Here is a 20,963-nt window from a genome sequence, read left to right as displayed (position 1 = left end):
CCAAAACACATGGTCGGTCAGCGCGAGACGACAAGCCCCTTGGTGGTGACGACCACCCAGCGGCCGTCCTGCTTGCGGATCGCGTCGACCTTGCCGAGGCCCGGCACGGGATCGCCGGCATAGACCTCGTAGAGGCCGCCGCGGCCCTCGATCAGCGCACCGCCACGACCGACGTCGCGCAGCACCCAGCCCTCGACGACCTTGGGCTTGGCGGCCTCCGCGCGGTTCGGCTCCGGACGAGCAGCGGCCTCCGCCCGCGCCGGCTCGGTCCGGCTCGCCTCTGCCCTTGCTGCCTCGGTCCTGGCTGCCTCGGCGCGGTTCGCCTCCTGGCGGCTCGCCACCCCCGCGGGCGGGGCCGCCGCATTGATCGCACCCACGGCCTGCGGCACGGATGCCGCGCTGTCACGTGACGCCGCCTGCTGCGATGTCGCGGACGCCTGCGCGGCGCGCAGCCGGTCCACGGCCTCGCTCAGACGCTGCAGCTCGCTCGGCTTGGCCGACGATTTCGTCGACAGGTCACCCAGGATCTTCTCGAGCCGGTCGAGACGCTCGGCGGACTTGTTGAGCTCGACGAGGCTGGTCTGATTGGTCTGGTCGAGGCTCGCCTTCAGCGCGGCGACATCATTGTCGATCCGCGCCACCGTCGCGCCAAGCGTGGAATCCGCAGCCTCGCCGGCCGTCGCATCGGCCACGTCACCGCCACCGGAGCGCGTGACGAATTTGGCGGTGACCAGACCACCGGCAACGCCGCCGACGACCATCGACAGCAGCAGGATCGCGGCCATGGCCGGAAGGCCGAGCCTCCCGTTCACGGCATGCGGAATCACGGCATGCGGAAGGGTCTGCGCCTGCGGAGGCGACGACGCCCCAGCGGCGCGAGCTGCCGTCGCGGCGGCCGCCGGCTTGGGCGCCGCATCGACCTTGAACGGCTCGGTCTTGAACTTCGCCCTGGCCCAGGCTGCGGCCTTGTCGACGGCGGCAAGAGCACTCGCCTTGGTCAGCGGTCCGGCGGCCGCCTGGACCGGCGTGACCGGACGCGACGCGGACGCCTCTGGCTTGGCTGCCGATGCCGGCTTGGCAACGGGCTCCAGCTTGGCAACCGTCTCTGGTTTCGCCGCCGGCTCGGGCTTTGCGGCCGGCTCGGGCCGGACGACGGCTTCCGTCTTGGTGGCAGTCACGGGCTTGATCGGCGCGTCCGGCTTCGGCGAGGTCGTAGCCATCGGACCCACCTTCGGCGCATTGGCCGCGAGCGTCGACAGCTTCGGCGTCTCGACCTTGAGGAGCTCGCCGGCCGCCGCCGCCTTGATCGGCTCCGACTTGACCGGTTCGGTCCTGATCAGATCCAGGATCGTCGAGGGAGATTTCGCAGCACTCGGGATCGCTCCGGCTTCGACCTTGCCCGGCGCCGTGCCCCTTGCCGCCTGCGACTTTGTCAGCTCGGGCTTGACCTTGTCGGACTTGCCCTTGTCGGATTTGACCAGGTCGAGCCGCGCAGGCTCGGGCTTGGCGCGCTCCAGCTTCACCGCCTCGATCTTGGCGGGCTCGATCTTGTCCGGCTCGGCCGTGACAACTTCGATCTTCGGCTGCTCGGGCTTGATCGTTCCGATCTCGGTGCCGGCCGTCATCCCGGTATTGATCGCAGAGCTGTTGATCGCTGGGCTGTTGAGCGCAGGGCTGTTGGGCGCAGGGCTGTTGGGCGCAGGGCTGTTGGGCGCAGGGCTGTTGGGCGCAGACTTGGCGTCGGTCGTGGCGCCGTCCAATGCAACCGGTCCGGCCTTGGTGTCGAGCTGCGGCTCGGGCGCGGTCACCGCTTCCACGATTGCCGCCTTGGGGTCGATGCCCGGACGATCAGCCGCCGGCGCTTCGTGATCCGGCGCGATCATGGGCGGGGCCACCGCGGCGATCGTGGGCACGGCCGGATCGACTGCATCCGGGGAGGCGGATGTCGTCAGGGCCGGGTCGACGCTCGCAGGGGCCGCGCCAGTCGTACCGGCCACGCCAAGGCTGGCCCGTTCGGGCTTTTGGTCGCTCACGTTCAGAGTCTCCGCATGACGTTGAGCACTTGGTAACCTTAGTTAGCGTTCGATTGATTGCCAAAATCTTACTTTTGCAAGGCTTACCTGAGTTTTAGGGATTCATACCGGGCGGATTTGCGCCGACAAAGTGGAGCAGATGTGGCGGGCGGTGCCCGAATATTCAGCTCTGGGCGGCCCGTCCGGAGGCAGCAAGCTCGATCGGCACGCGGCGCAGCGTGGTCGACGGGGAGTCAAACAGAGCCGCTCTCGCGGCGCGATTGCACCCGAGCTTTGACCATCATTCCCTCCGCATCGGTCGGAGGGCGCAGGGAAGGCCGGGTGCCGACTGGCACCCGTGGCCCCCGTGCGGAAAGATTGCACGGGGCAGGAACCACAGGTTCAGCCGGAGCGACCCGGCCTTCCCTGCACGATGGCTTTACGGCTGCTTCGTAGTCTCCCCGGTGCGCCGGGCTTTCTGGTCACCGTCATCCGCACGAGGCGAAGCCTGCATGCGAACTTGGCATCGGCATCGGGATGCCAGGACCCTACGACTTGACCGTCCGTACCGCGCTTGCTCGCCGGCCCGCTTGCGCAAAGCCCCAAGCCCGATACGGCCACCGCTCCCCGCTGCTACGCCTCGTGACGATCGGCCGAAACGCCCCTCTTCATCGCAGGCGGGATGGCCGGGATCATCGTGGTGATTTGCCCGACGACACAAGGCCGCCAACGTGCGACAAACTGGCTCGACGGGCAGTTTGCGCATGGAGGGGATGCGGGAATTGCCCGTCGGGCGGGTGATCGATGGACGACAGTAGGCTTGCGAATGTTGTCAGTCTTGCAACGCCATCGACAGACGGAAGGCATGCTTGTCAGCCAACTGAACGCCAATTCTCGACATCGGACGGCTGGCTGCCTGCTTGGCTAATAGGACGGGCCTGCACTAGAACTTGAAGCGTTCGCCGCGCGAGGAACGAGAAACCGAAGAGAGCAACGCGCATGGATTATCAGCCGGCCATCAAAGGCGTGCGGCCCGATGATCTGGTGGGATATGCCGACAAACTCGGCAACTTCTATATCGGCGGCGCCGGCCAAACGCCCGAACCGAGAGTCTGCTTCTACTACCGAGACACGAATATGAATTCTGCTTCTACGCAGACAGCGCCCAAGAGACCGGAACGACGATGACGGTCCCGCACCGTCAGCGAAATCGCCTCCGGTCAAGACACAATCAAAGATTGTATATTACACCACATATTTCTCCATTCTCGATGAACGCTCTGGTTGCTTTCGTAGACTAATACTCTGCGTTCGGGCTATTTTTCATTTTCAGCATTTCAAGGGGAGCGCTCATGCGAAAGCTCATTTCTTCGATCGGATTGTTGTGCGTCGCACTTTTGATCCTGGCCTCGCCGGGCGCGCACGCGCAGGCGACGCGGACCTGGGTGTCCGGGGTCGGCGACGACGTCAACCCGTGCAGCCGGACTGCGCCCTGCAAGACCTTCGCCGGCGCGATCTCGAAGACCGCCGCCGGCGGTGAGATCGACGTGCTCGATCCCGGCGGCTACGGCGCCGTCACGATCACCAAGTCGATCACCATCGACGGCGGGGGGACCATGGCCTCGGTCCTGGCGTCGGCGACCAACGGCATCAATGTGAATGCCGGCGCCAACGATGTCATCATCCTGCGCAATCTGAGCATCAACGGCGCCGGCACGACCCTCGGCCTCAACGGCGTCAATTTTCTCGCCGGCCGAAAGCTCGTCGTCGAGAACTGTACCTTCGAGAACTTCTCGCAAAGCGCAATCTCTGTCGCGCCGACCGGTGCGGCACAGGTGGTGATCGCGGACTCCTCGCTCAAGGCGTCGGCGTTCGGCGTCACGGTCACAACCGCCAATTCGAGCAGCGCAATCAGCGTGCTCGTCTCCAACACCAAGGCCATCGAAAATGGCAATGCCGGAATATCCGCCACGGTCCCGGCCGGAAAGCCGGGGATGGGGGTGTTTCTCGATCGGCTGACCTCCGAGTTCAACAACACCGGCGTTCTGGCAAGCGGCAGCGGCGCCATCGTGACGTTGGGAAATTCCGTCATCCAGGGCAATTCCAACGGCGTCGTTCAGACCGGCGGCGGCTCGGTCTCGTCCTTCAAGAACAACGCGATCAGCAACAACGGCGTCGACGGCACGCCGCTCACGGGGATCAGCCTGAACTAGCGAGGCCGTTGCGGGCAGCCCGGCATCTGGCGACCGGGGCCTGGCGGACATCATGCAATCACATCAGCGAGGTCCTGTTGCCGGCGGGACCTCGCTCGATTGCCTCGATGCTGGCGCTCAGACGCCGGCGGCGGCCGCGTGCTGGGCCGCCATCTCGGCATCCGCGGCGGTGACGCGCTGGAACGCCGGCCGCTGGGTGATGCGCTCGGCGTAGCGCACGAACACCTCCTTGCGCGGCACCACGCCGAACATCATGGTCCAGTTGAAGGCGACGCCCCACAGCACGTCGGCGGCGGTCATGCGCTCGCCGAGCAGATACGGCCCCTTGGCGAGCTGCTGCTCCAGCGCACCCAGCATCGTGTCGTAATCGGCATAGGGCGACTGCGTGACCGGCGCGGGCTCGCGCTTCATGAAATGGTCGATCACGGCGGGCTCGAACGACGCGCCGTAATACGCGATCCAGCGCAGATAGGGCCCGCGCATGGGATCGTCGAGCGCCGGCGTCAGCCCCGCCTGGGGAAACAGATCGGCGAGATAGATGAAGATCGCGACCTGCTCGGTCACGATCTGGCCGCGATGTCCGATCGTCGGCACCTTGCCGAGCGGATTGACGGCCAGGAATTCCGGCTTGCGCTGCTCGCCCGCCTTCATGTTGAGGACATGCAGATCATAGGGCGCGCCCAGCTCCTCGAGCAGGATGCGCGCGCCCGCGGCGCGGGTCTGCGGCGAGTAATACAGCGTGATCTTGTCGTCGGTGGTCATGTTGGTCTCCTCCCATTGCCGGCTGCGGTGGCGGGCTTGTCGCACACCATACCTGACAAGGCGTGTCAGGTATGTTTAAACAACGTCATGCGCGCGAGCCGGCTGCTCTCCATCCTCACCACCCTGCAGGCCAAGGGACAGGTCACGGCGCCCGAGCTCGCAGCCGCCTGCGAGGTCTCGGTGCGCACGATCTACCGCGACATCGACGCGCTCGCCGCGGCGGGCATCCCGGTCTATGCCGAGCGCGGCGCCGAAGGCGGATTCCGCCTGCTCGACGGCTATCGCGTACGGCTGAACGGACTGTCCCCGGCCGAGACCGACGCGCTGTTCATGGCGGGCCTGCCGGGCCCGGCCGCCGCGCTCGGGCTCGATGACGCGATGAGCGCGGCGCAGACCAAGCTGGTGGCGGCGCTGCCGCAGAGCCTGCGCGCCAATGCCGGCCGCATGCAGGCGCGGTTCCATCTCGACGCGCCTGGCTGGTTCGGCGAGTCCGAGGAGCCGACGCATCTGCGCGCCATCGCCGACGCCCTCCTCGCCGAGCGGCAGATCGACATCCGCTATCAGACGTGGCGCGCCGAGAAGCGCCGCCGCGTCGCGCCGCTCGGCCTCGTCCTCAAGGGCGGCAATTGGTATCTCGCCGGACAGGTCGAGGGCAGCGTGCGCACCTACCGGGTCGCGCGCATTCTCGACTGCAGCGTGACCGCCGACAGCTTCGCCCGGCCCGCCGATTTCGACCTCGCCGCCTACTGGCGCGTCGCGACGGAGCGGCTGGAGGCGGAGCTGCATCCGAAGACGGCCACGGTGCGGCTGTCGCCGCTCGGCGTGCGGCTACTGGAGGTATGGAGCCAGCCTTACGTGCGAGCGCGCACGCGCCTTGCCGACGAGGCCGATGCCGATGGCTGGCGCATCGCGACGATCCCGACCGGGACGACGCTGTGGCACGCCGCAGGCGACCTGCTGCGGTTCGGCCCCGAGGCCGAGGTGCTCGATCCGCCGGAGTTGCGCGCGAAGATGGCGGAGCTGGCGCGGGACATGGTGAAGCGGTACGGCGGCTCTGCGGAAAGGATGTGAGTGGCCGACCAGGATTCTCCCCGCGCGTCATTCCGGGGCGGCGCGCGGCGACGAGCCCGGAATCCATAATCCGGAGCGGTGTTGGGACGAAGATGAGCGCCACGGCGATCCCGCGCCTCATCATATCTCGTGGCTATGGATTCCGGGCTCGCGCGTGCCGCGCGCCCCGGAATGACGTGGCGACGGCGTGGGGTTACTCACGCGCAGCCGGGGCGAGCGAACGCGGAAGGACCGAGACGAGCTACATCACCACCGGCGCGTCGGGCAGCTCGTTGGTCCCGCCGGCATGCGGCGGATAATGCTTCGCGAGCTCGCGTGACACCGCGGCGATGCCATCGACCGCCCCCTGCTCAAAGCGGCCTGCGCGAAACTCCGCCTCCATCGCGCGGCAGATCGCCTCCCAGCCTTCGGCGCCGACGCGGTGATGAATGCCGCGATCGGCGATGATCTCGACGTCGCGGTCGGCCAGGAGCAGGTAGATCAGGACGCCGTTGTTATCAGCGGTGTCCCAGATGCGCAGTTGCGAGAACACGTCGAGCGCCCGCTCGCGCGGCGGCTGGTTGCGCCATAGCGGCCGGCCGTCGAGCGCGCCCTCGACGACGAAGCGAAGCTGGCCAGCATGGGTGCGCTCGCCGTCCCTGATCGCCTGCTCGATGCGCGCCAGCACCTCCGGCGTGAAGATGCGCTTGAGCTGCCAGTGATGCTGCAGGAGATGCCGGCCGATCCGCCTGATGCCCATGGTCGCGCGCCCCGTCCTCACCAACTGCCCGAGGCGCCGCCGCCGCCGAAACTGCCGCCGCCTCCGGAGAAGCTGCCGCTGTCGCTCGAGCTGCCGCTGCTCCAGCCCGATGACGACGAGCCGCTCGACCAGCCGCCACCGCGGCGGCCACCGCCAGGCGTCATCGCGCCGAAGGCGTCGGCAACGAAGGCGATGACGAAGCCGGCGATCGCCGACAGGGCCGCCAGCCCAACCGATCCCACCATCAGCCAGGCGAGCACGCCCATGGCGCCGCCGGTCGCCAGCGAGCCGATCAGGCGGCCGAGCAGCGTCCGCAGGAAACCGCCGATCACCAGCGCGCCGAACAGCGCCACCGGCGCGAACGAGCTGATGGAATCGAAGTCCAAGTCGTCGCCATGGGAGGCCTGCGGCTGCGGCACCGGCAGGGTCTCGCCGTTGATGACGCCGATGATACGGTCGATGCCGGCATCGATACCGCCGGCAAAATCGCCGGTACGGAATTTCGGCGTGATGACCTCGTCGATGATGCGGCGTGCGGTGACGTCGGTGAGGCTGCCTTCGAGGCCGTAGCCGACCTCGATGCGCAGCTTGCGGTCGTTCTTGGCGATCACCAGCAGCGCGCCGTCGTCGACCTTCCTGCGCCCGATCTTCCAGACCTCGGCGACACGGAGCGAGAACTGCTCGATGGTCTCCGGCTGCGTCGTCGGCACGATCAGCACCGCGACCTGGCTGCCCTTGCGGGTTTCCAGGTCCTTCAGCTTCTGCGTGAGGCCCGCGATGTCCGAGGAGGACAACGTGCCGGTCTGGTCGACGACGCGGCCGGTGAGCTGCGGCACCGCGACGTCCGCCAGCACGATCGTCGCGAGGCAGACGAACAGCGTCGCAAGCAGCGCCTTGAGGACCGGCAGCGCGCGCACGATTCCCTGCTCCGGCTATTTCGACGGCGCAGGCGACGGCGCGTTGAAGTCGACCTTCGGCGCCACCGAGATCTCGCGCTCGTTCTCGACGGTGAAGTTGGCCTTCTCCTTGTAGCCGAACACCATCGCGGTCAGATTGTTCGGGAAGGTACGGATGCCGACGTTATACTCCTGCACCGCCTTGATGTAGCGGTTGCGCGCCACCGTGATGCGGTTCTCGGTGCCTTCGAGCTGGGACATCAAGTCGCGGAACAGCGCGTCCGATTTGAGCTGCGGGTAATTCTCGGTGACGACCAGCAGCCGCGACAGCGCGGAGGTCAGCTCGCTCTGCGCCGCCTGGAACTTCTGCAGCGCCGCGGGATCGTTGACGACGTCGGGCGTGGCCTGGACACTGCCGACCTTGGCGCGGGCGTTGGTGACGCCGAGCAGCACGTCCTTCTCCTGCTGGGCAAAGCCCTTCACGCTGTTGACCAGGTTGGGCACGAGGTCGGCACGGCGCTGATACTGGTTGACCACCTCCGACCAGGCCGCCTTGACCTGCTCGTCATTGGTCTGGATGGCGTTGTAGCCGCAATTGGTCAGGCTCAGCGTCATCAGCGCCGCCAGCACGGTCAGCAATCTCCGCATCGCGCGTCCCCCTCTTCATCCGGTTGTACCGCCTTCACACAGCACAGCTTTGGCGACGGCGCAATGACGGCAGCCGGCCGCCGGACATGGGTCGCGGCGGCCGGTGGGTCGGTTCAGGGAAGTTCCGGGGCTCAGGCAGCGTTGGAGGACATACCCTCCGCCGTCATTGCGAGCGCGAGCGAAGCAATCCAGAGTCCCGCCCACCACCCTGGATTGCTTCGCTGCGCTCGCAATGACGGGCGGAGGCAGTTGAGACGCAATCTTGCAACCGACTCGCCGAACTCCCGCTCAACTGCCCTTGCGGTCGCGCAGCTGGGTCACGAACATGTCCTGCCAGCTCGCGGGCTTGACCTTGATCGAGCCGACGCCGTGCATGAACTCGGCGATCTTCAGCACGCCCTCGGGCGTCGCGGAGAACCAAGTGTCCTTGTCCTGCAGCATCTCCAGCACGTCCTCCTTGGTGGTCTTCACCTTGGCGGTGCGGGCGTAGATCTCGGCCGCGGCAGCCTTGTCGTTGGCGATCAGCGTGCAGGCCTCGTCGAGCGCGTCGAGGAACGCCTGCACGACCTTGGGATTGGCGTCGACGAAGCGCTTGGGCGCGAACACCACGTCCATCGTCATCCGTCCGAGCACGTCGGCGGAATTGGCAACGCGGCGGACTTTCGAATCCTTCAGCTCGATGTAGGAGAACGGCGGGGAGGTGAAATGCGCCGTGATCTCGGTCTTGCCCGAGGTGAGCGCCGCCAGCGCCTCCGGATGCGGCAGGCCGACGGTCATCGGATCGAGCTTGGCGTAGTTCTCCTTGCCGAACTCCTGCGCTGCCATCATCTGCAGCATGACCGCCGACAGCGAGGTCTTGATGCCCGGCAGGGCGATCTTGTCGCTCGGCTTGAAATCCTTCAGCGACTTGATCTCGGGATTGTTGGTGTTCATCCACAGCGAGGTGGAGCTGAGGCCGCTGACGCCGACCACCTCCACCGCCGGAATGCCCTTGGCTTTGGCCCACAGCGTGATGAAGCCGGGCGCACCGGTGCCAGCGATGTCGAGCGAGCCGGCCATCATCGCGTCGTTGATGATGTTGCCGCCGTCGAGCATCTGCCAGTTCACCTTGAACGGGCCGAGCCCGGCCTTCTCGGCCTGCTTCTCCATCAGCTTCTGATCCTCCATCACGATCAGCGGCAGATAGAGGATGCCGTAGCCCTTGGAGAGCCTGATCTCCTTGACCTCGGCCTGCGAGGCACCGGTGGCGCCGAGCAGCGCGGCGAGGCCGAGCGCGGCGGCCGTGAATGATTTGCTCCAGGACATGGTCGTCTCCTTCCTTGTTGTTGTGCTTATAACTCGAAATTCAGTGCTGCATGCCCCAGCGCCGCACCGTCTTGCGCTCGATGGTGGCGAACACGACGTTTTCGACGACGAGGCCGATGAAGATCACGGTGAACAGGCCGGCGAACACGTTCGCCGTCTCCAGCTGGTTGCGGTTCTCGAAGATGAACCAGCCGAGCCCGCCCGAGCCGGAGGACACGCCGAACACCAGCTCGGCCGCGATCAGGGTGCGCCAGGCGAAGGCCCAGCCGACCTTCAGGCCGGTGAGGATGGCCGGAAAGGCCGCGGGGATCAGGATGAAGCGCACCAGCTTCAGCCCGCGCAGGCCGTAGTTCAGGCCGACCATGCGCAAGGTGTTCGACACCGAGCGGAAGCCGGAATGGGTGTTGAGCGCGATCGCCCACAGCACCGAATGCACCAGCACGAAGATGATGCTGCCCTTGCCGAGGCCGAACCAGATCAGCGCCAGCGGCAGCAATGCGATCGCCGGCAGCGGGTTGAACATCGAGGTCAGCGCCTCCAGCATGTCGGCGCCGATCCGCGAGCCGATCGCGATCGTGGTCAGCACGGCCGCCAGCGCGATGCCGATGCCGTAGCCGATCAGCAGCGTCTCCAGCGACACCAGGGTGCGCGCAGGGATGATACCGTTGCCGATGTTCTCGAAGAAGGCTGAGAGCGTGTCGGTGAAGGTCGGAAACAACAGGGGATTGCCGAGCCACAGGCCATAGGCCTGCCACAGCGCGGCGAGCGCCATCAGGATGATGGCCTTGCGGACCGCACCGACGCGGTAGATGCGTTCCAGCCAGGACAGGCTCGCCTCGACCTTGACGTCACCGAGGGGCGTGTCTGCATTGACGATTTCGGGGCGCAGCGCCAGCGTCTCGCTCATAGATGCTCTCCTCGTCTCAGTGATGGCCGAACAGCATGTCGTTGATGCGCCCTTCGAGCGCGACCTGCTCGGGCGAACCCATCGTACCCGGCGGCACGCTGTTGAGCTCGGCGCGGACGCGGCCGGGATGCGGCGACAGCAGCAGGATGCGCGAGCCGATCTTGATCGCCTCCTCGATCGAATGCGTCACGAACAACACGGTGAAGCGGGTGTCCTGCCAGAGCTGCAAGAGCTCGTCCTGCATCTTGCGCCGGGTCAGCGCGTCCAAGGCGGCGAACGGCTCGTCCATCAAGAGCACGTCGGGCTCCATCGCCATGCCCCTGGCGATCGCGACACGCTGCTTCATGCCGCCGGAGAGCATGTGCGGATAGGAGTCGATGAACTTGGTGAGACCGACCTTGTCGATATAGGACTTCGCCCGCTCGTTGGCCTCGGCCGTGCCGAGCCGGCCGCTGGCGGTCAGCGCGAATACGACGTTCTCGCGCACGGTCTTCCACGGCAGCAGCTGGTCGAATTCCTGGAACACCATCATGCGGTCCGGGCCGGGCTCGCTGACGTCGTGGCCCTTGAGCCGGATGCGGCCCTCGGTCGGCTTCAGATAGCCGCCGATCGCCTTGAGAAGCGTGGATTTGCCGCAGCCGGAGGGGCCGAGCAGCACGAAGCGGTCGGAGTCGAAGACCTTGAAATCGACGCGGTAGGTCGCCGTGACCAGGGTGTCCGGCGTCTTGTACTGGAGCGTCACGCCCTCGACCGAGAGCAGCGGCTCGAACTGAGACGGCGATTGATGGACGGTCATCGTCCTCCCTCCTCTATATTGCAGTGCGAAATTTCGCCTGGTGCACTTCGGCGCCCTTATTCGAAGTGATAGAGGAGGAGACTGACGCGAACCTGACTCCGAGGCGGACAACGAGACCTTGCGCATCCTGCTGGTGGAAGACACGCCCGAGATCGGCGCCGCCGTGACCAGCCGGTTCGAGCGGATCGGCTACGCCGTCGACTGGGAGAAGGACGGCCGCACCGCGAGCGAGCTGATCGAGGTGCAGACCTATGACCTCATCGTGCTCGACGTGATGCTGCCGAACATGGACGGCTTCGCGGTGCTGAAACATTTGCGCAAGCGCGGCCTGCGCACGCCGGTGCTGGTGCTGACCGCGCGCTCGGCGGTCGACGACCGGATCGGCGCGCTCGATCTCGGCGCCGATGACTACCTGATCAAGCCGTTCGACTATCGCGAGCTCGAAGCGCGCGCCCGTGCGCTGCTCCGGCGTGCGGCCGGCCAGTCCGACAATCTGCTGACTCTGGGGCCGCTGGTGATCGACCGCGCCGGGCGCACCGCCAGCGTCGCCGGCCAGCCGCTGGACCTGACGCGGCGCGAGCTGACCGTGCTGGAAATCCTCGCCGCACGTCCTGGGCGTTACGTCGCCAAGGAGGAGCTCGTCGAGCAGCTCTTCAGCTTCGACCAGGACCCGAGCCCGAACGCGGTCGAGCAGTTCGTCGCACGTCTCAGGCGCAAGCTGGCGGCGACGTCAGTCGAAATCAAGACCGAGCGCGGCCTTGGCTATCAGCTCCACGCTTCGTGACCTCAGGGCGTCGCTGCGCGCGCGGCTGCTGATCGCGATCGGCGCGATCCTGGCCATCGGCGCCGTCGTGCTCAGCCTCGCCGCCTGGCAATATGCCGCGACCGCCGCGCGGGACGCCTATGACAAGCTGCTCGCGGGCGGCGCCGTGCAGATCGCCGAGAACATCTACATGCAGGGCGGCGTCGTGACGCTGGATCCGCCGGCGGCAGCGTTCGCGACATTGTCGGCCTATGACTTGGTATTCTATCGCGTCACCGATCCGCGCGGCGTCGTCATCGCCGGCTATGACGATCTTGCCGTCACCGCGCCCGCCAGGGCGCTGCGCGAGGGCGTGGTGCTGCGCGACGGCGTCTATCGCGACCAGGCCGTGCGCATCGCCGCGGTGGCGCGCAAGCTCGACGGCGCGCCCGGCGATGGCTGGAGCCAGATCGTGCTGGCGCAGACCCTGCGCGCCCGCGACGCGCTGACCTGGGATCTCGCCTCGAAGGCGATCGGCCTGATCGCGGCGATGAGCCTGCTGGCGCTGGTCGCGACCGCGCTGTGCCTGCGGCTGGTGTTCGCGCCGCTGACGCGGATCGAGGCCGAGATCGTCAAGCGTCGCCCCGATGATCTCAGCCCGATCGCGATCACGCCGCCGCGCGAGGTGCGCGCGCTGGTCGGCGCCATCGACGGCTTCATGCAGCGCCTCGCCGAGCGCATCGCGCTGATGCAGCGCTTCATCGCCGACGCCACGCACCAGCTGCGCACGCCGCTCGCGGCCATCGACGCCGAGGTCGAGCTGCTGAGCGATCAGACCAAGGACCCGAAGGCGCTCGACCGGCTGCGCGGCCGCATCGCCGACCTCGCCCGTCTCACCAGCCAGTTGCTCGATCACGCCATGATCCAGCACCGCGCCCAGGCGCCGCGCTTCGCGGCGACCGATATCAATGCGCTGGCGAAATCGGTGCTGTCGCAAAGCGTGCCGCTGACGCTGGATCGGGAGGTCTCGGTCAGCTTCGTGGCGTCGGAGGAGAACGCGGTGGTCGCCGCCGACGCCATCAGCCTGCGCGAGGCGCTTGCCAACCTCATCCACAACGCGCTGGCGCATGGCGCGCGGACGCGGCTGATGGTGAGGGTGGAGAAGGCGGCGGCGGGTGTCGCGATCGTCGTCTGGGATGATGGGCCGGGGATCGCCGAGGAGGCGCAGACCGGACTGCTGGCGCCGTTTCAGAAGGGCGACGGCTCGCATGGATCGGGGCTTGGGCTTGCGATCGCCAAGGACGTCGCGGAGGCCCACGGCGGAAACCTGCGGTTTGCGGGCAGCGCGGGCGACTTCAGCGTGATCCTGAAACTACCACCCCAGCCCCATGGCTAAACCTTTAGTTGTTTCATTACACGCCCGTTCTGAAATCAACGGTATGTCGTTCCCAGCATCAGGGGAACCACCATGGTACGGCTTGCCGTTCTAGGAATTGTTGCAGCGGCCAGTCTCTCATGCACCGCACCGGCAACCGCCGCGGATCAGGACGGCGAATGCGCGAAGTCCCTGCTCAGGACCTCCCCCGAGATCGTCATTGCGGCCTGCTCCCGAATCCTTGCCGAGCCCAACACATCCTCGGCCGAGCGTGGCCGCGCACTCTCGGTTCGAGGCTCGGGCTACTATCACACGAAGCGGTGGGACTTTGCAGCGAAGGATTACGATGCCGCCATCGCGCTGATGCCGACCGATGAAGAACTGCTGCTGTCCCGCGCGACGACGGCGTCCCGTCTCGGCGATCTCACACTGAGCCACTCACTCATCGAGAAGGTCCTGACGCTCAATCCGTCCAATCCGAATGCGATCTGGCGCGTCGGCGCCTCCTATGCAGACGCCGGCGACGACCGCTCCGCGATCCGCTATTATGACATGGCCTTGGCGATCGCGCCGAGAAACCAGTATGCGCTGCTGCTCAGCAGCGACAGTCATCAGCGTTTGCGCCGCTTCGACGAAGCGCTGAAGACCGCTGACGCGCTGGTTGCGCTCGGTCCCGACGAGATCAATCTGCAGCCCTATTTCGACGGCTATGGTAACCGGCTCGACTTCTACATCGTCGCTCTGAAGAACCGCGCGCGCATTTACTGGACAGTCGGCCAGTTTGACCGTGCAGAGCAGGACTTGAACGCTGCCGTAACCTATCGACGGATTCCCCTGTCGCTCACGGCACGGGGCCACTTGCTCACCTACAGACCCGGACGAGAGCAGGAGGCGTTTGCCGACCTGCAGGAAGCCAAATCGCTCGGGTCGGAGCAATATGAGACCTTCTTCGACCTCGGGCTCATCCACGCCAAGCGTCAGCAATTCCGCGAGGCGATCGCCGAATTCGATCGTGCCGCGGCGATTGATCCGCCATCCGGCGAGGCGTTCCGCATGCGTGCACTGATGCATCGGGAACTCGACGAGACCGATCTCGCGTTCGACGACATGGTGCTGGCCGTGAGCATCGAAGAGTCGGTGCTCAAGCGGACCGTTCTGGCGCTGCGCACCGCCGGCTATTGGCGCTCGAACCAGGCGCCTGACGAACTGACGCCCGACTTCAAGGACGCGATCCGCGCCTGCATGCTCGACAAGCTCTGCAAGTGAGTCCTCCGATGACATCCCGCATTCGCTCCGCCATCCCGCTCATCCTGATCGCCGGGCTGCTGGGCACGCCCTCTCTCGCCGAAGACATGCTTGGAACGGCGGGCCCGATCCGCTCCTTCGGCTTCGGAACATGCAAGCTGCCCTATCCGGCGAGAGCCCGCGGCGAATGTGATCCGCCGGAAGTTTCAGCAACACTGCCGGCGGATGTCCGTTCGCAGCAGCGCGTCGTTCGCGCGCGTCAGCTCACCGAGATCGCCAGGCTGCCGCAGGCGATCGCCGAGCTTGATACCGCCATTACCGAGCAGCCCGGCAACGTGCCGGCGCTGCTGCTCCGCGCCCGCCTAAGGATACCCGCCCAGCTGACCGAGGCCACGCGCGACGTGAAGGCGGCGCTGCAGGCCGCCCCTGAGAATGCCGACGCGCTGGCGACCATGGCCTTCATCCTCATCGGTCAGGACGATCAGGCCGCGCTTCAGTTGGCCACCGACGCCCTCGTCCGCAACCCGCCATCGGTCGATGCGCTCTGGATCCGGGCCATCCTTGCAAACCGAAGCGGCCGGCCGGAGCAGTCGGAGGCGGATCTCGATCGGGCCATCGCAATCGAGCCCGACGATCGGCGAAGCCGCATGACACGCGCCGAGATCAGGCTGCAGACCGGCAAGGCGGCTGGCGCCAAGGAGGATCTCGATGCGATCCTCGCGGCGGGGTCTGATCTCCAGGCGCTGCAGATGCGGGCGACGATACTGGCCGGGCTGGGAGACGACAGCGCAGCGCTTGCCGACCTGAACAAGGTTCTCGGTCCGCCCGGACAGCGGGTGCTTCCCGGCCCGGCCCGACCCGACCTCGTCAACATGTTCGTGCAGCGCGCCTTGATCCTCACCCGCACCGGACGAGAGCCGGATGCCAGGCAGGACCTCGAAACCATCGTCGCGCTGGGCGGCAATCGCGCGATCCTGCAGATGCAGGTCTACCTGCGGGGTCATGGCTTTCCGGACCTCGCTCTGAACGGCAAACGGTCCGACCAGCTCGACGACGCGCTGCGCGCCTGCTTCATCAACAGTGCATGTGGCCGCGGCATCGCCATCCGCGGGTAGCATCTCGTCTGCGGTGGCCTGACCGCCGCATCCTCAATGCCGGCAAGCGGCAGACGGATGCGGCGGTCTGAGAAGTGAAGTTATGCTTACGCCGCCGCCTTCTTGGCCTTCGCGTCCCGGATCGCCGCCCACACCTTCTCAGGCGTCAGCGGCGTCTGCAAATTGGTGATGCCGAGCTCGAACAGCGCGTCCATCACGCCATTGGTGACGCAGGGCGGGCCGCCGATGGCGCCGGATTCGCCGCAGCCCTTGGCGCCCAGCGGGTTGGTCTTGCAGGGCGCGGAATCATCGAGCGTGACGACGATCGGCGGCACGTCGTCGGCGCGCGGAATGCAGTAGTCCTGATAGGTCGCGGTCAGGAGCTGGCCATCGGCATCGTAGGCGACGTTCTCGTACAGCGCCTGGCCGATGCCCTGGGCGACGCCGCCATGGATCTGGCCGGCCACCAGCATCGGATTGACGGCAACGCCGACGTCGTCGACGGTGGTGTAGCGCACGACACGGCTGATGCCGGTCTCCGGATCGATCTCGACCTCGCAGATATGGGTGCCGTTCGGCCAGCTCGGACCATCGACCTCGCCCTCGCTGTCGACCGACAGCTTGGCGCCCTGCTCCTTCTGCGCGATCTCGAACAGGCTGATGCGGCGGTCGGTGCCGACGACGGTGAGGACGCCGTCGCGATACTCGATGTCCTCGACCGCGGTCTCCAAGAGGTTCGACGCCTTCTCGCGCGCCTTGCTGATGAGATCGTTGGAGGACACCGCCACCGCGGTGCCGCCGACGAACAGCGAGCGCGAGCCGACGCTGCCGAAGCCGGTGGCGAGATCGGTGTCGCCCTGCACCACGTCGATCTTGTCGAGCGGGATGCCGAGCGTGTCGGAGATCATCTGGGTGTAGGTGGTCTGCAATCCCTGCCCCATCGCCATGGTGCCGGAGTGCAGGATGACGCGGCCCTCGGAGGTCGCGTGCAGCGACACCTTCTCGGTGTGGGCGCGGCCGCCGGTCCATTCGATGTAGGAGGTGAGGCCGCGGCCGTAGAGCATGCCGCGCTTCTTCGCTTCGCGCTTGCGCGCATTGAAGCCGTCCCAGTCCGCAAGCTTGGACGCGCGCTCCAGCATGTGGGCGAAGGCGCCGGAATCATAGACCTGGCCGACGGCGTTGGTGTAGGGCAGTTGCGCCGGCTTGATGTAGTTGGCCTTGCGGATCGCGCGCGGATCGATCCCGATCTGGCGCGCGGCCGTGTCGAACAGGCGCTCCACGATGAACACCGCCTCGGGACGCCCGGCGCCGCGATAGGCACCGACCGGTGCGGTATGCGTCATCACGGTCTTCACCTCGAAATGCACCAGCGGCAGGTCATAGACACCGGTCTGCACGAACGGCCCGAGCACCAGCGGAATGATGTTGGCCGCACCCGATGAATAGGCGCCGGTGGCGCCGATCGAGCGCACGCGATAGGCCAGCACCTTGCCCTTGGCGTCCAAAGCGAACTCGGCGGTCGAGGTGAGGTCGCGGCCATGCGTGCCGCCGACGAACTCGTCGGTGCGCTCGGCGCGCCAGCGGATCTTCTTGCCGAGCTTGGTCGCGGCATAGGCGACGATGCCGTCCTCAGGATAGAGGTTGGTCTTCTGGCCGAAGCCGCCGCCGATGTCGCCGACCAGCACGCGCACACTTTCCTTCGGCCGCTTCAGCACGGCTTCCGCCAGCACGTCACGGGTCGAGGCCGGCGTCTGCGACTGCACGTACAGCAGCAGCCGGCCGGTCTTCTTCTCGATCTCGGCAATGGTCGAGCGCGGCTCCATCGCCGAGGGCACCAGGCGCTGGCTGGCAATGTCGAGCGACACCTTGTGCGCGGCGCTGGAGAAGGCCTCTTCCACCTTGGCGGCATCGCCATAGCTCATCGCGGCAACGATATTGTCCGGCGCCTCGGCCCAGACGACGGGCGCACCCGGCTCGAGCGCCTTCACCGGATCGGTCACCGCCGGCAGCACCTCGTAGTCGACGACGATCGCTTCCGCCGCTTCCTGCGCGATCGTGCGCGACGCCGCGACCACGGCCGCGACCGCCTCGCCGGTGAAGCGGACGACCTCATGGGCGAGCAGGCGGCGCGGCGGCACCGTCATCGGCTTGCCGTCGGGACGCTTGAAGATCGCCAATGTCGGAATGGTGCCGACATCGTCGGCGACGAGGTCCGCACCGGTGTAGATCGCCTGCACGCCCGCGATCTCGCGGGCGGCGGCGGTGTCGATCGACAGGATCCTGGCATGCGCATGCGGGGAGCGCAGCACGTAGAGCCACAGCGCGCCGTCCTCCGCCTTGTCGTCGATGAACTGCCCCTTCCCGGTCAGCAGCCGCTGGTCCTCCAGACGCTTGACGGGCTGCCCCGCACCAAACCGCATATTGTTGGGAAGAATGTTCATTCGGGAATCCTTGGTCAGTTCAATGTAATTGCATGGGGTTTTAGCGGATCGATGTTCCGCTGGCCAAGCCATGATTGTGCTGGTGCGTCATACCGCACTGTCATGCCCGGGCTTGGCCCGCCTGCGCAGCCGAAACCGCTTCGGCCCAGCGAAGGCCCGGGCATCCACAATCCCGTTTCCGTTTGGGATGGATGGCCGGGTCAAGCCCGACCAGCGTCACGCCAGGCTGCGCAGCACCTCTTCGACGACCTTGCGCTGCTCGGGCGAGAGCGGGGCCTGCGGCGGCACGGGATCGCCGACGTCGTACCCCTGGATCGACAGGCCGGCCTTGATGCATGCCGCGAGGTTGAAGCGGGCGAAGGCCTCGTTGACGCGCCACAGCTTCTTCTGCAGCAGCATCGCATCGTCCCAGCAGGTCGCCCTGCAGAGATTGTAGAGTTCGACGCTCTGGCGCGGAATGATGCAGGCCGGCCCTGCCATCCAGCCCTTGCCGCCGATCAGCATCACCGCCGCCGGAATGTGCGAGGACGCCGCGAACACCTTGATGGCGTCGCCGCAGCGATTGATGATCGACAACAGCCGGCCGGTGTTGGTGGACGCGTCCTTGATGTAGTTGATGCGCGGATGCTCGGCGAGATCAGCGATGACGTCGAGCGACAGGTCGGAGCGCTGGAACTGGGGATTGGTGTAGATGACGACGGGAATGTCGACGGCATCGGCAATCGCCCGGAAATACGCCTTGATACCGGCGTCGTTGACCGGGAAGTAGGCTTCGAGCACCGCCAGGATGCCGGTTGCGCCGCGCTTCTGGTAAGCCTTGGCCTGCGCCACCGCGTCAGCGATCGCAGTCGAGGCCACGCCTGCGATCACGGGAACGCGGCCCTGGGCGGCCTCGATGGTTGTCTCCACGACGGTCATGCGCTGCGCGCGGTCGAGATAGGCGAACTCGCCGGTCGAGCCGAGCGGCGTCAGGCCGTGCACGCCGGCATGGATGAGATCATCGCACAGCCGGCCCAGCACCTCCGTCCGGATCGTGCCATCCGCGCCGATCGGCGAGGCCAGGTAGGGGAAGACACCATGAAATTCAGTCATGCGGCGGGTATAGCGGCCGGGCCGCCGCCTCCGCAAGCACGCGCATGATCGCGGGCAGCCCCCTCGGCACTGAGTGCTTCCAGCGACGCGTCCGTCCGGGCGGAACCTGGCTCGCGCGGGCGGGTGCAACGGTGTCACACTGCTGCAGCAATCGCATGTTGTCGCTCACAACTGACCTGCCGATCAGTTCGCGTTAAACCCAGCTTCAAACTTCTTCTTCACCATGGAGGAAGGTCCGGCGGCAGAGGCGATGAGAAAGCAGCGATTCAATCTGCGATTGCGCGCACCATGACGAGGAAGGGCAAACGCGGTGGCGTCAAACACGGCAAAAATGGCTACGAACTTCGCCATTTTCAGTCATTTTTCCGCCGGATTGACCAACCATCATGCCAAGCGGAAACAGTTAGTACGAGTGCTCCAGCGTAAATTCGCCGTAGGAATTTCGATCGGAGACGAGGGAAGCCTGCAGCGAGAACGGCGATGAAGACGCTTTACGATTTACTCGGAGCTCTTCCGGACGATGACGCTGACGATATCCGGGCGGCCTTCCGCAAAGCGGTCAAAGAGAGCCACCCCGACGTCAATCCCGGCGATCCGGACGCCGCGCTGCGGTTTCGACAGATCATCCGCGCCAACGACATTCTCGGCGACAAGGAGCAGCGCACGGCCTATGACCGGCTGCTCGGCGCCGCGCAGGACGAGCATCGGCAGGATTCCAAGCTCGCGGTCGTCGCCAGGGTTCACACGGTCGCGTCCGGCGTGATGGCGCTGGCCGGGGCGTCCGCCTTGGCGCTGACGGGCTACCTGCTGTTCACGCACATGTCCTCGGCGTCCGTCGCGCCGCTCGAGCCGATCGTGGTTGCCACCAACAAGGTGAAGCCGAACGAGGTTCCCGCCAAGCCGATCGATGGCCCCACCGATACGGCGACGGCCGTCGACGCGGCCGCAGGCAACGAGGCGGCTGCCGGCACAACGGTCGGAAACGCATCGGGCAGCAACAACGCGGCGTCCACCGAGCCACTGCCGCTGCGGGCCAGCAAGGTCGACGTGGTCTATTCGGCCGAGCAGGATCGCGCGCCCTGTGCGGCAGGCGCCACCGCACCATGCGGAGCAGATGCCATGCTCGCCGGGGGTACGGCCTCGAACGAGGCCCAGGCCCATCACGATCGCGGCATGGCCGCGTTCCAGAAAGGCGATTTCGCGGCGGCGCTGGCCGATCTCGACGCGGCGATCCAGCTCGATCCCCGCTACCATGAGGCCTATATCGACCGCGGCATCGTGTTCTATCGCATGCGCAAATTCGACCGGGCCTTTGCCGACGTCGCGGCCGCAAAGCGCATCGAGAAGACGAACCGCGCCGTGCTCGACGCGATGGCGAAGCGTCAGCCGCTGCGGCCGCTGAAGCTCGACCCGCCAAAATCCGACATCAAGGCGGAAACGCCGAAGGCAGAGGCGCCGAAAATGGCGGCGGCGGCGCCGATGCCCTCGCGGATGTCGACGGCGACGCCGGTCTATCCAACCAGCGACCCCAGCCGCGCGCCCTGAGCGATTGACGAAGATTTAAGGTAACTCCGAACCTTCGTCGCGCGAATCGTTCGCGCCCATCAACTGTTAGGAAAGGTGTC

Annotated in this window: 19 protein-coding genes; 8 read left to right on the top strand and 11 right to left on the bottom strand. The window is 66.5% G+C overall.

All coding sequences use genetic code 11. From position 1 onward, the window contains the following. Window positions 1–17 precede the first annotated feature (17 nt). Window positions 18–2,033, bottom strand: a complete 2,016-nt coding sequence (locus ACQR1F_RS17425) for a hypothetical protein (protein ID WP_434913527.1) — start codon at window positions 2,031–2,033, stop codon at window positions 18–20. 978 nt (window positions 2,034–3,011) lie between these two features. On the opposite strand from ACQR1F_RS17425, the gene ACQR1F_RS17420 reads away from it, so the two are divergent. Next, a complete protein-coding gene (locus ACQR1F_RS17420) occupies window positions 3,012–3,200 on the top strand; it encodes a hypothetical protein (RefSeq protein ID WP_434913526.1) in 189 nt (62 codons plus the stop codon). Window positions 3,201–3,364: 164 nt separating this feature from the next. After that, a complete protein-coding gene (locus ACQR1F_RS17415) occupies window positions 3,365–4,225 on the top strand; it encodes a hypothetical protein (protein ID WP_434913525.1) in 861 nt (286 codons plus the stop codon). A gap of 117 nt (window positions 4,226–4,342) precedes the next feature. On the opposite strand, the gene ACQR1F_RS17410 is transcribed toward ACQR1F_RS17415, so the two are convergent. Then, a complete protein-coding gene (locus ACQR1F_RS17410) occupies window positions 4,343–4,987 on the bottom strand; it encodes a glutathione S-transferase family protein (protein WP_434913524.1) in 645 nt (214 codons plus the stop codon). 87 nt (window positions 4,988–5,074) lie between these two features. On the opposite strand from ACQR1F_RS17410, the gene ACQR1F_RS17405 reads away from it, so the two are divergent. Then, a complete protein-coding gene (locus ACQR1F_RS17405) occupies window positions 5,075–6,058 on the top strand; it encodes a helix-turn-helix transcriptional regulator (RefSeq protein WP_434913523.1) in 984 nt (327 codons plus the stop codon). 241 nt (window positions 6,059–6,299) lie between these two features. On the opposite strand, the gene ACQR1F_RS17400 is transcribed toward ACQR1F_RS17405, so the two are convergent. The 6 genes from ACQR1F_RS17400 to ACQR1F_RS17375 all read right to left on the bottom strand — a co-directional run bounded on the left by ACQR1F_RS17400 (window position 6,300) and on the right by ACQR1F_RS17375 (window position 11,349). Further along, entirely contained in the window at window positions 6,300–6,797 is a 498-nt protein-coding gene (locus ACQR1F_RS17400) for a TPM domain-containing protein (RefSeq protein ID WP_434913522.1), read from the bottom strand. Between the two features lie 17 nt (window positions 6,798–6,814). Then, window positions 6,815–7,714: a TPM domain-containing protein gene (locus ACQR1F_RS17395; protein WP_434913521.1), complete on the bottom strand. Its 900-nt coding sequence runs from the start codon at window positions 7,712–7,714 to the stop codon at window positions 6,815–6,817. Window positions 7,715–7,729: 15 nt separating this feature from the next. Then, entirely contained in the window at window positions 7,730–8,341 is a 612-nt protein-coding gene (locus ACQR1F_RS17390; protein ID WP_315804832.1) for a LemA family protein, read from the bottom strand. Window positions 8,342–8,629: 288 nt separating this feature from the next. Next, window positions 8,630–9,646, bottom strand: a complete 1,017-nt coding sequence (locus tag ACQR1F_RS17385; RefSeq protein ID WP_434913520.1) for an ABC transporter substrate-binding protein — start codon at window positions 9,644–9,646, stop codon at window positions 8,630–8,632. Between the two features lie 40 nt (window positions 9,647–9,686). Further along, the gene (locus tag ACQR1F_RS17380) at window positions 9,687–10,553 is read right to left on the bottom strand and encodes an ABC transporter permease (protein WP_434913519.1); all 867 of its coding nucleotides are present in this window, start codon (window positions 10,551–10,553) and stop codon (window positions 9,687–9,689) included. Between the two features lie 16 nt (window positions 10,554–10,569). Then, a complete protein-coding gene (locus tag ACQR1F_RS17375) occupies window positions 10,570–11,349 on the bottom strand; it encodes an ABC transporter ATP-binding protein (RefSeq protein ID WP_315796993.1) in 780 nt (259 codons plus the stop codon). 118 nt (window positions 11,350–11,467) lie between these two features. Between ACQR1F_RS17375 and ACQR1F_RS17370 the strand changes: the two genes are divergently transcribed. The 4 genes from ACQR1F_RS17370 (at window position 11,468) to ACQR1F_RS17355 (ending at window position 15,826) form a co-directional block, all read left to right on the top strand. Then, window positions 11,468–12,133 (top strand): response regulator transcription factor, encoded by a 666-nt coding sequence (locus ACQR1F_RS17370; RefSeq protein ID WP_315713962.1) that lies wholly within the window; start codon window positions 11,468–11,470, stop codon window positions 12,131–12,133. Next, window positions 12,108–13,487 (top strand): sensor histidine kinase, encoded by a 1,380-nt coding sequence (locus ACQR1F_RS17365; protein WP_434913518.1) that lies wholly within the window; start codon window positions 12,108–12,110, stop codon window positions 13,485–13,487. The genes ACQR1F_RS17370 and ACQR1F_RS17365 overlap by 26 nt, the downstream gene beginning before the upstream one ends. A 72-nt stretch (window positions 13,488–13,559) precedes the next feature. Beyond that, window positions 13,560–14,732: a tetratricopeptide repeat protein gene (locus tag ACQR1F_RS17360; protein WP_315804827.1), complete on the top strand. Its 1,173-nt coding sequence runs from the start codon at window positions 13,560–13,562 to the stop codon at window positions 14,730–14,732. A gap of 8 nt (window positions 14,733–14,740) precedes the next feature. Next, window positions 14,741–15,826 (top strand): tetratricopeptide repeat protein, encoded by a 1,086-nt coding sequence (locus tag ACQR1F_RS17355; RefSeq protein ID WP_316177388.1) that lies wholly within the window; start codon window positions 14,741–14,743, stop codon window positions 15,824–15,826. Window positions 15,827–15,912: 86 nt separating this feature from the next. On the opposite strand, the gene ACQR1F_RS17350 is transcribed toward ACQR1F_RS17355, so the two are convergent. The 3 genes from ACQR1F_RS17350 to ACQR1F_RS17340 all read right to left on the bottom strand — a co-directional run bounded on the left by ACQR1F_RS17350 (window position 15,913) and on the right by ACQR1F_RS17340 (window position 19,689). Next, on the bottom strand, window positions 15,913–18,246 hold the full coding sequence (locus tag ACQR1F_RS17350) for a xanthine dehydrogenase family protein molybdopterin-binding subunit (protein WP_434913517.1): 2,334 nt from the start codon (window positions 18,244–18,246) through the stop codon (window positions 15,913–15,915). Window positions 18,247–18,462: 216 nt separating this feature from the next. Beyond that, window positions 18,463–19,338: a dihydrodipicolinate synthase family protein gene (locus ACQR1F_RS17345; protein WP_434886736.1), complete on the bottom strand. Its 876-nt coding sequence runs from the start codon at window positions 19,336–19,338 to the stop codon at window positions 18,463–18,465. A gap of 183 nt (window positions 19,339–19,521) precedes the next feature. Next, complete coding sequence (locus tag ACQR1F_RS17340) at window positions 19,522–19,689, bottom strand: hypothetical protein (protein ID WP_315804823.1); 168 nt, start codon at window positions 19,687–19,689, stop codon at window positions 19,522–19,524. A 129-nt stretch (window positions 19,690–19,818) separates the two neighbouring features. Between ACQR1F_RS17340 and ACQR1F_RS17335 the strand changes: the two genes are divergently transcribed. Then, on the top strand, window positions 19,819–20,883 hold the full coding sequence (locus tag ACQR1F_RS17335) for a J domain-containing protein (protein ID WP_316216538.1): 1,065 nt from the start codon (window positions 19,819–19,821) through the stop codon (window positions 20,881–20,883). Window positions 20,884–20,963 lie beyond the last annotated feature (80 nt).

The sequence above is a fragment of the Bradyrhizobium sp. HKCCYLS3013 genome (assembly GCF_051167615.1).
Classification (GTDB): domain Bacteria; phylum Pseudomonadota; class Alphaproteobacteria; order Rhizobiales; family Xanthobacteraceae; genus Bradyrhizobium.
This window is presented reverse-complemented; position numbering and strand designations above follow the sequence as displayed.

Bases quoted from the DNA above. Each gene is read 5' to 3' on its own strand.
- ACQR1F_RS17360 (WP_315804827.1), top strand. From the start codon at position 13,560: ATGGTACGGCTTGCCGTTCTAGGAATTGTTGCAGCGGCCAGTCTCTCA.
- ACQR1F_RS17335 (WP_316216538.1), top strand. From the start codon at position 19,819: ATGAAGACGCTTTACGATTTACTCGGAGCTCTTCCGGACGATGACGCT.
- ACQR1F_RS17340 (WP_315804823.1), bottom strand. From the start codon at position 19,689: ATGGCGAAGTTCGTAGCCATTTTTGCCGTGTTTGACGCCACCGCGTTT.
- ACQR1F_RS17355 (WP_316177388.1), top strand. From the start codon at position 14,741: ATGACATCCCGCATTCGCTCCGCCATCCCGCTCATCCTGATCGCCGGG.
- ACQR1F_RS17375 (WP_315796993.1), bottom strand. From the start codon at position 11,349: ATGACCGTCCATCAATCGCCGTCTCAGTTCGAGCCGCTGCTCTCGGTC.
- ACQR1F_RS17350 (WP_434913517.1), bottom strand. From the start codon at position 18,246: ATGAACATTCTTCCCAACAATATGCGGTTTGGTGCGGGGCAGCCCGTC.
- ACQR1F_RS17410 (WP_434913524.1), bottom strand. From the start codon at position 4,987: ATGACCACCGACGACAAGATCACGCTGTATTACTCGCCGCAGACCCGC.
- ACQR1F_RS17385 (WP_434913520.1), bottom strand. From the start codon at position 9,646: ATGTCCTGGAGCAAATCATTCACGGCCGCCGCGCTCGGCCTCGCCGCG.
- ACQR1F_RS17405 (WP_434913523.1), top strand. From the start codon at position 5,075: ATGCGCGCGAGCCGGCTGCTCTCCATCCTCACCACCCTGCAGGCCAAG.
- ACQR1F_RS17390 (WP_315804832.1), bottom strand. From the start codon at position 8,341: ATGCGGAGATTGCTGACCGTGCTGGCGGCGCTGATGACGCTGAGCCTG.
- ACQR1F_RS17420 (WP_434913526.1), top strand. From the start codon at position 3,012: ATGGATTATCAGCCGGCCATCAAAGGCGTGCGGCCCGATGATCTGGTG.
- ACQR1F_RS17380 (WP_434913519.1), bottom strand. From the start codon at position 10,553: ATGAGCGAGACGCTGGCGCTGCGCCCCGAAATCGTCAATGCAGACACG.
- ACQR1F_RS17415 (WP_434913525.1), top strand. From the start codon at position 3,365: ATGCGAAAGCTCATTTCTTCGATCGGATTGTTGTGCGTCGCACTTTTG.
- ACQR1F_RS17400 (WP_434913522.1), bottom strand. From the start codon at position 6,797: ATGGGCATCAGGCGGATCGGCCGGCATCTCCTGCAGCATCACTGGCAG.
- ACQR1F_RS17345 (WP_434886736.1), bottom strand. From the start codon at position 19,338: ATGACTGAATTTCATGGTGTCTTCCCCTACCTGGCCTCGCCGATCGGC.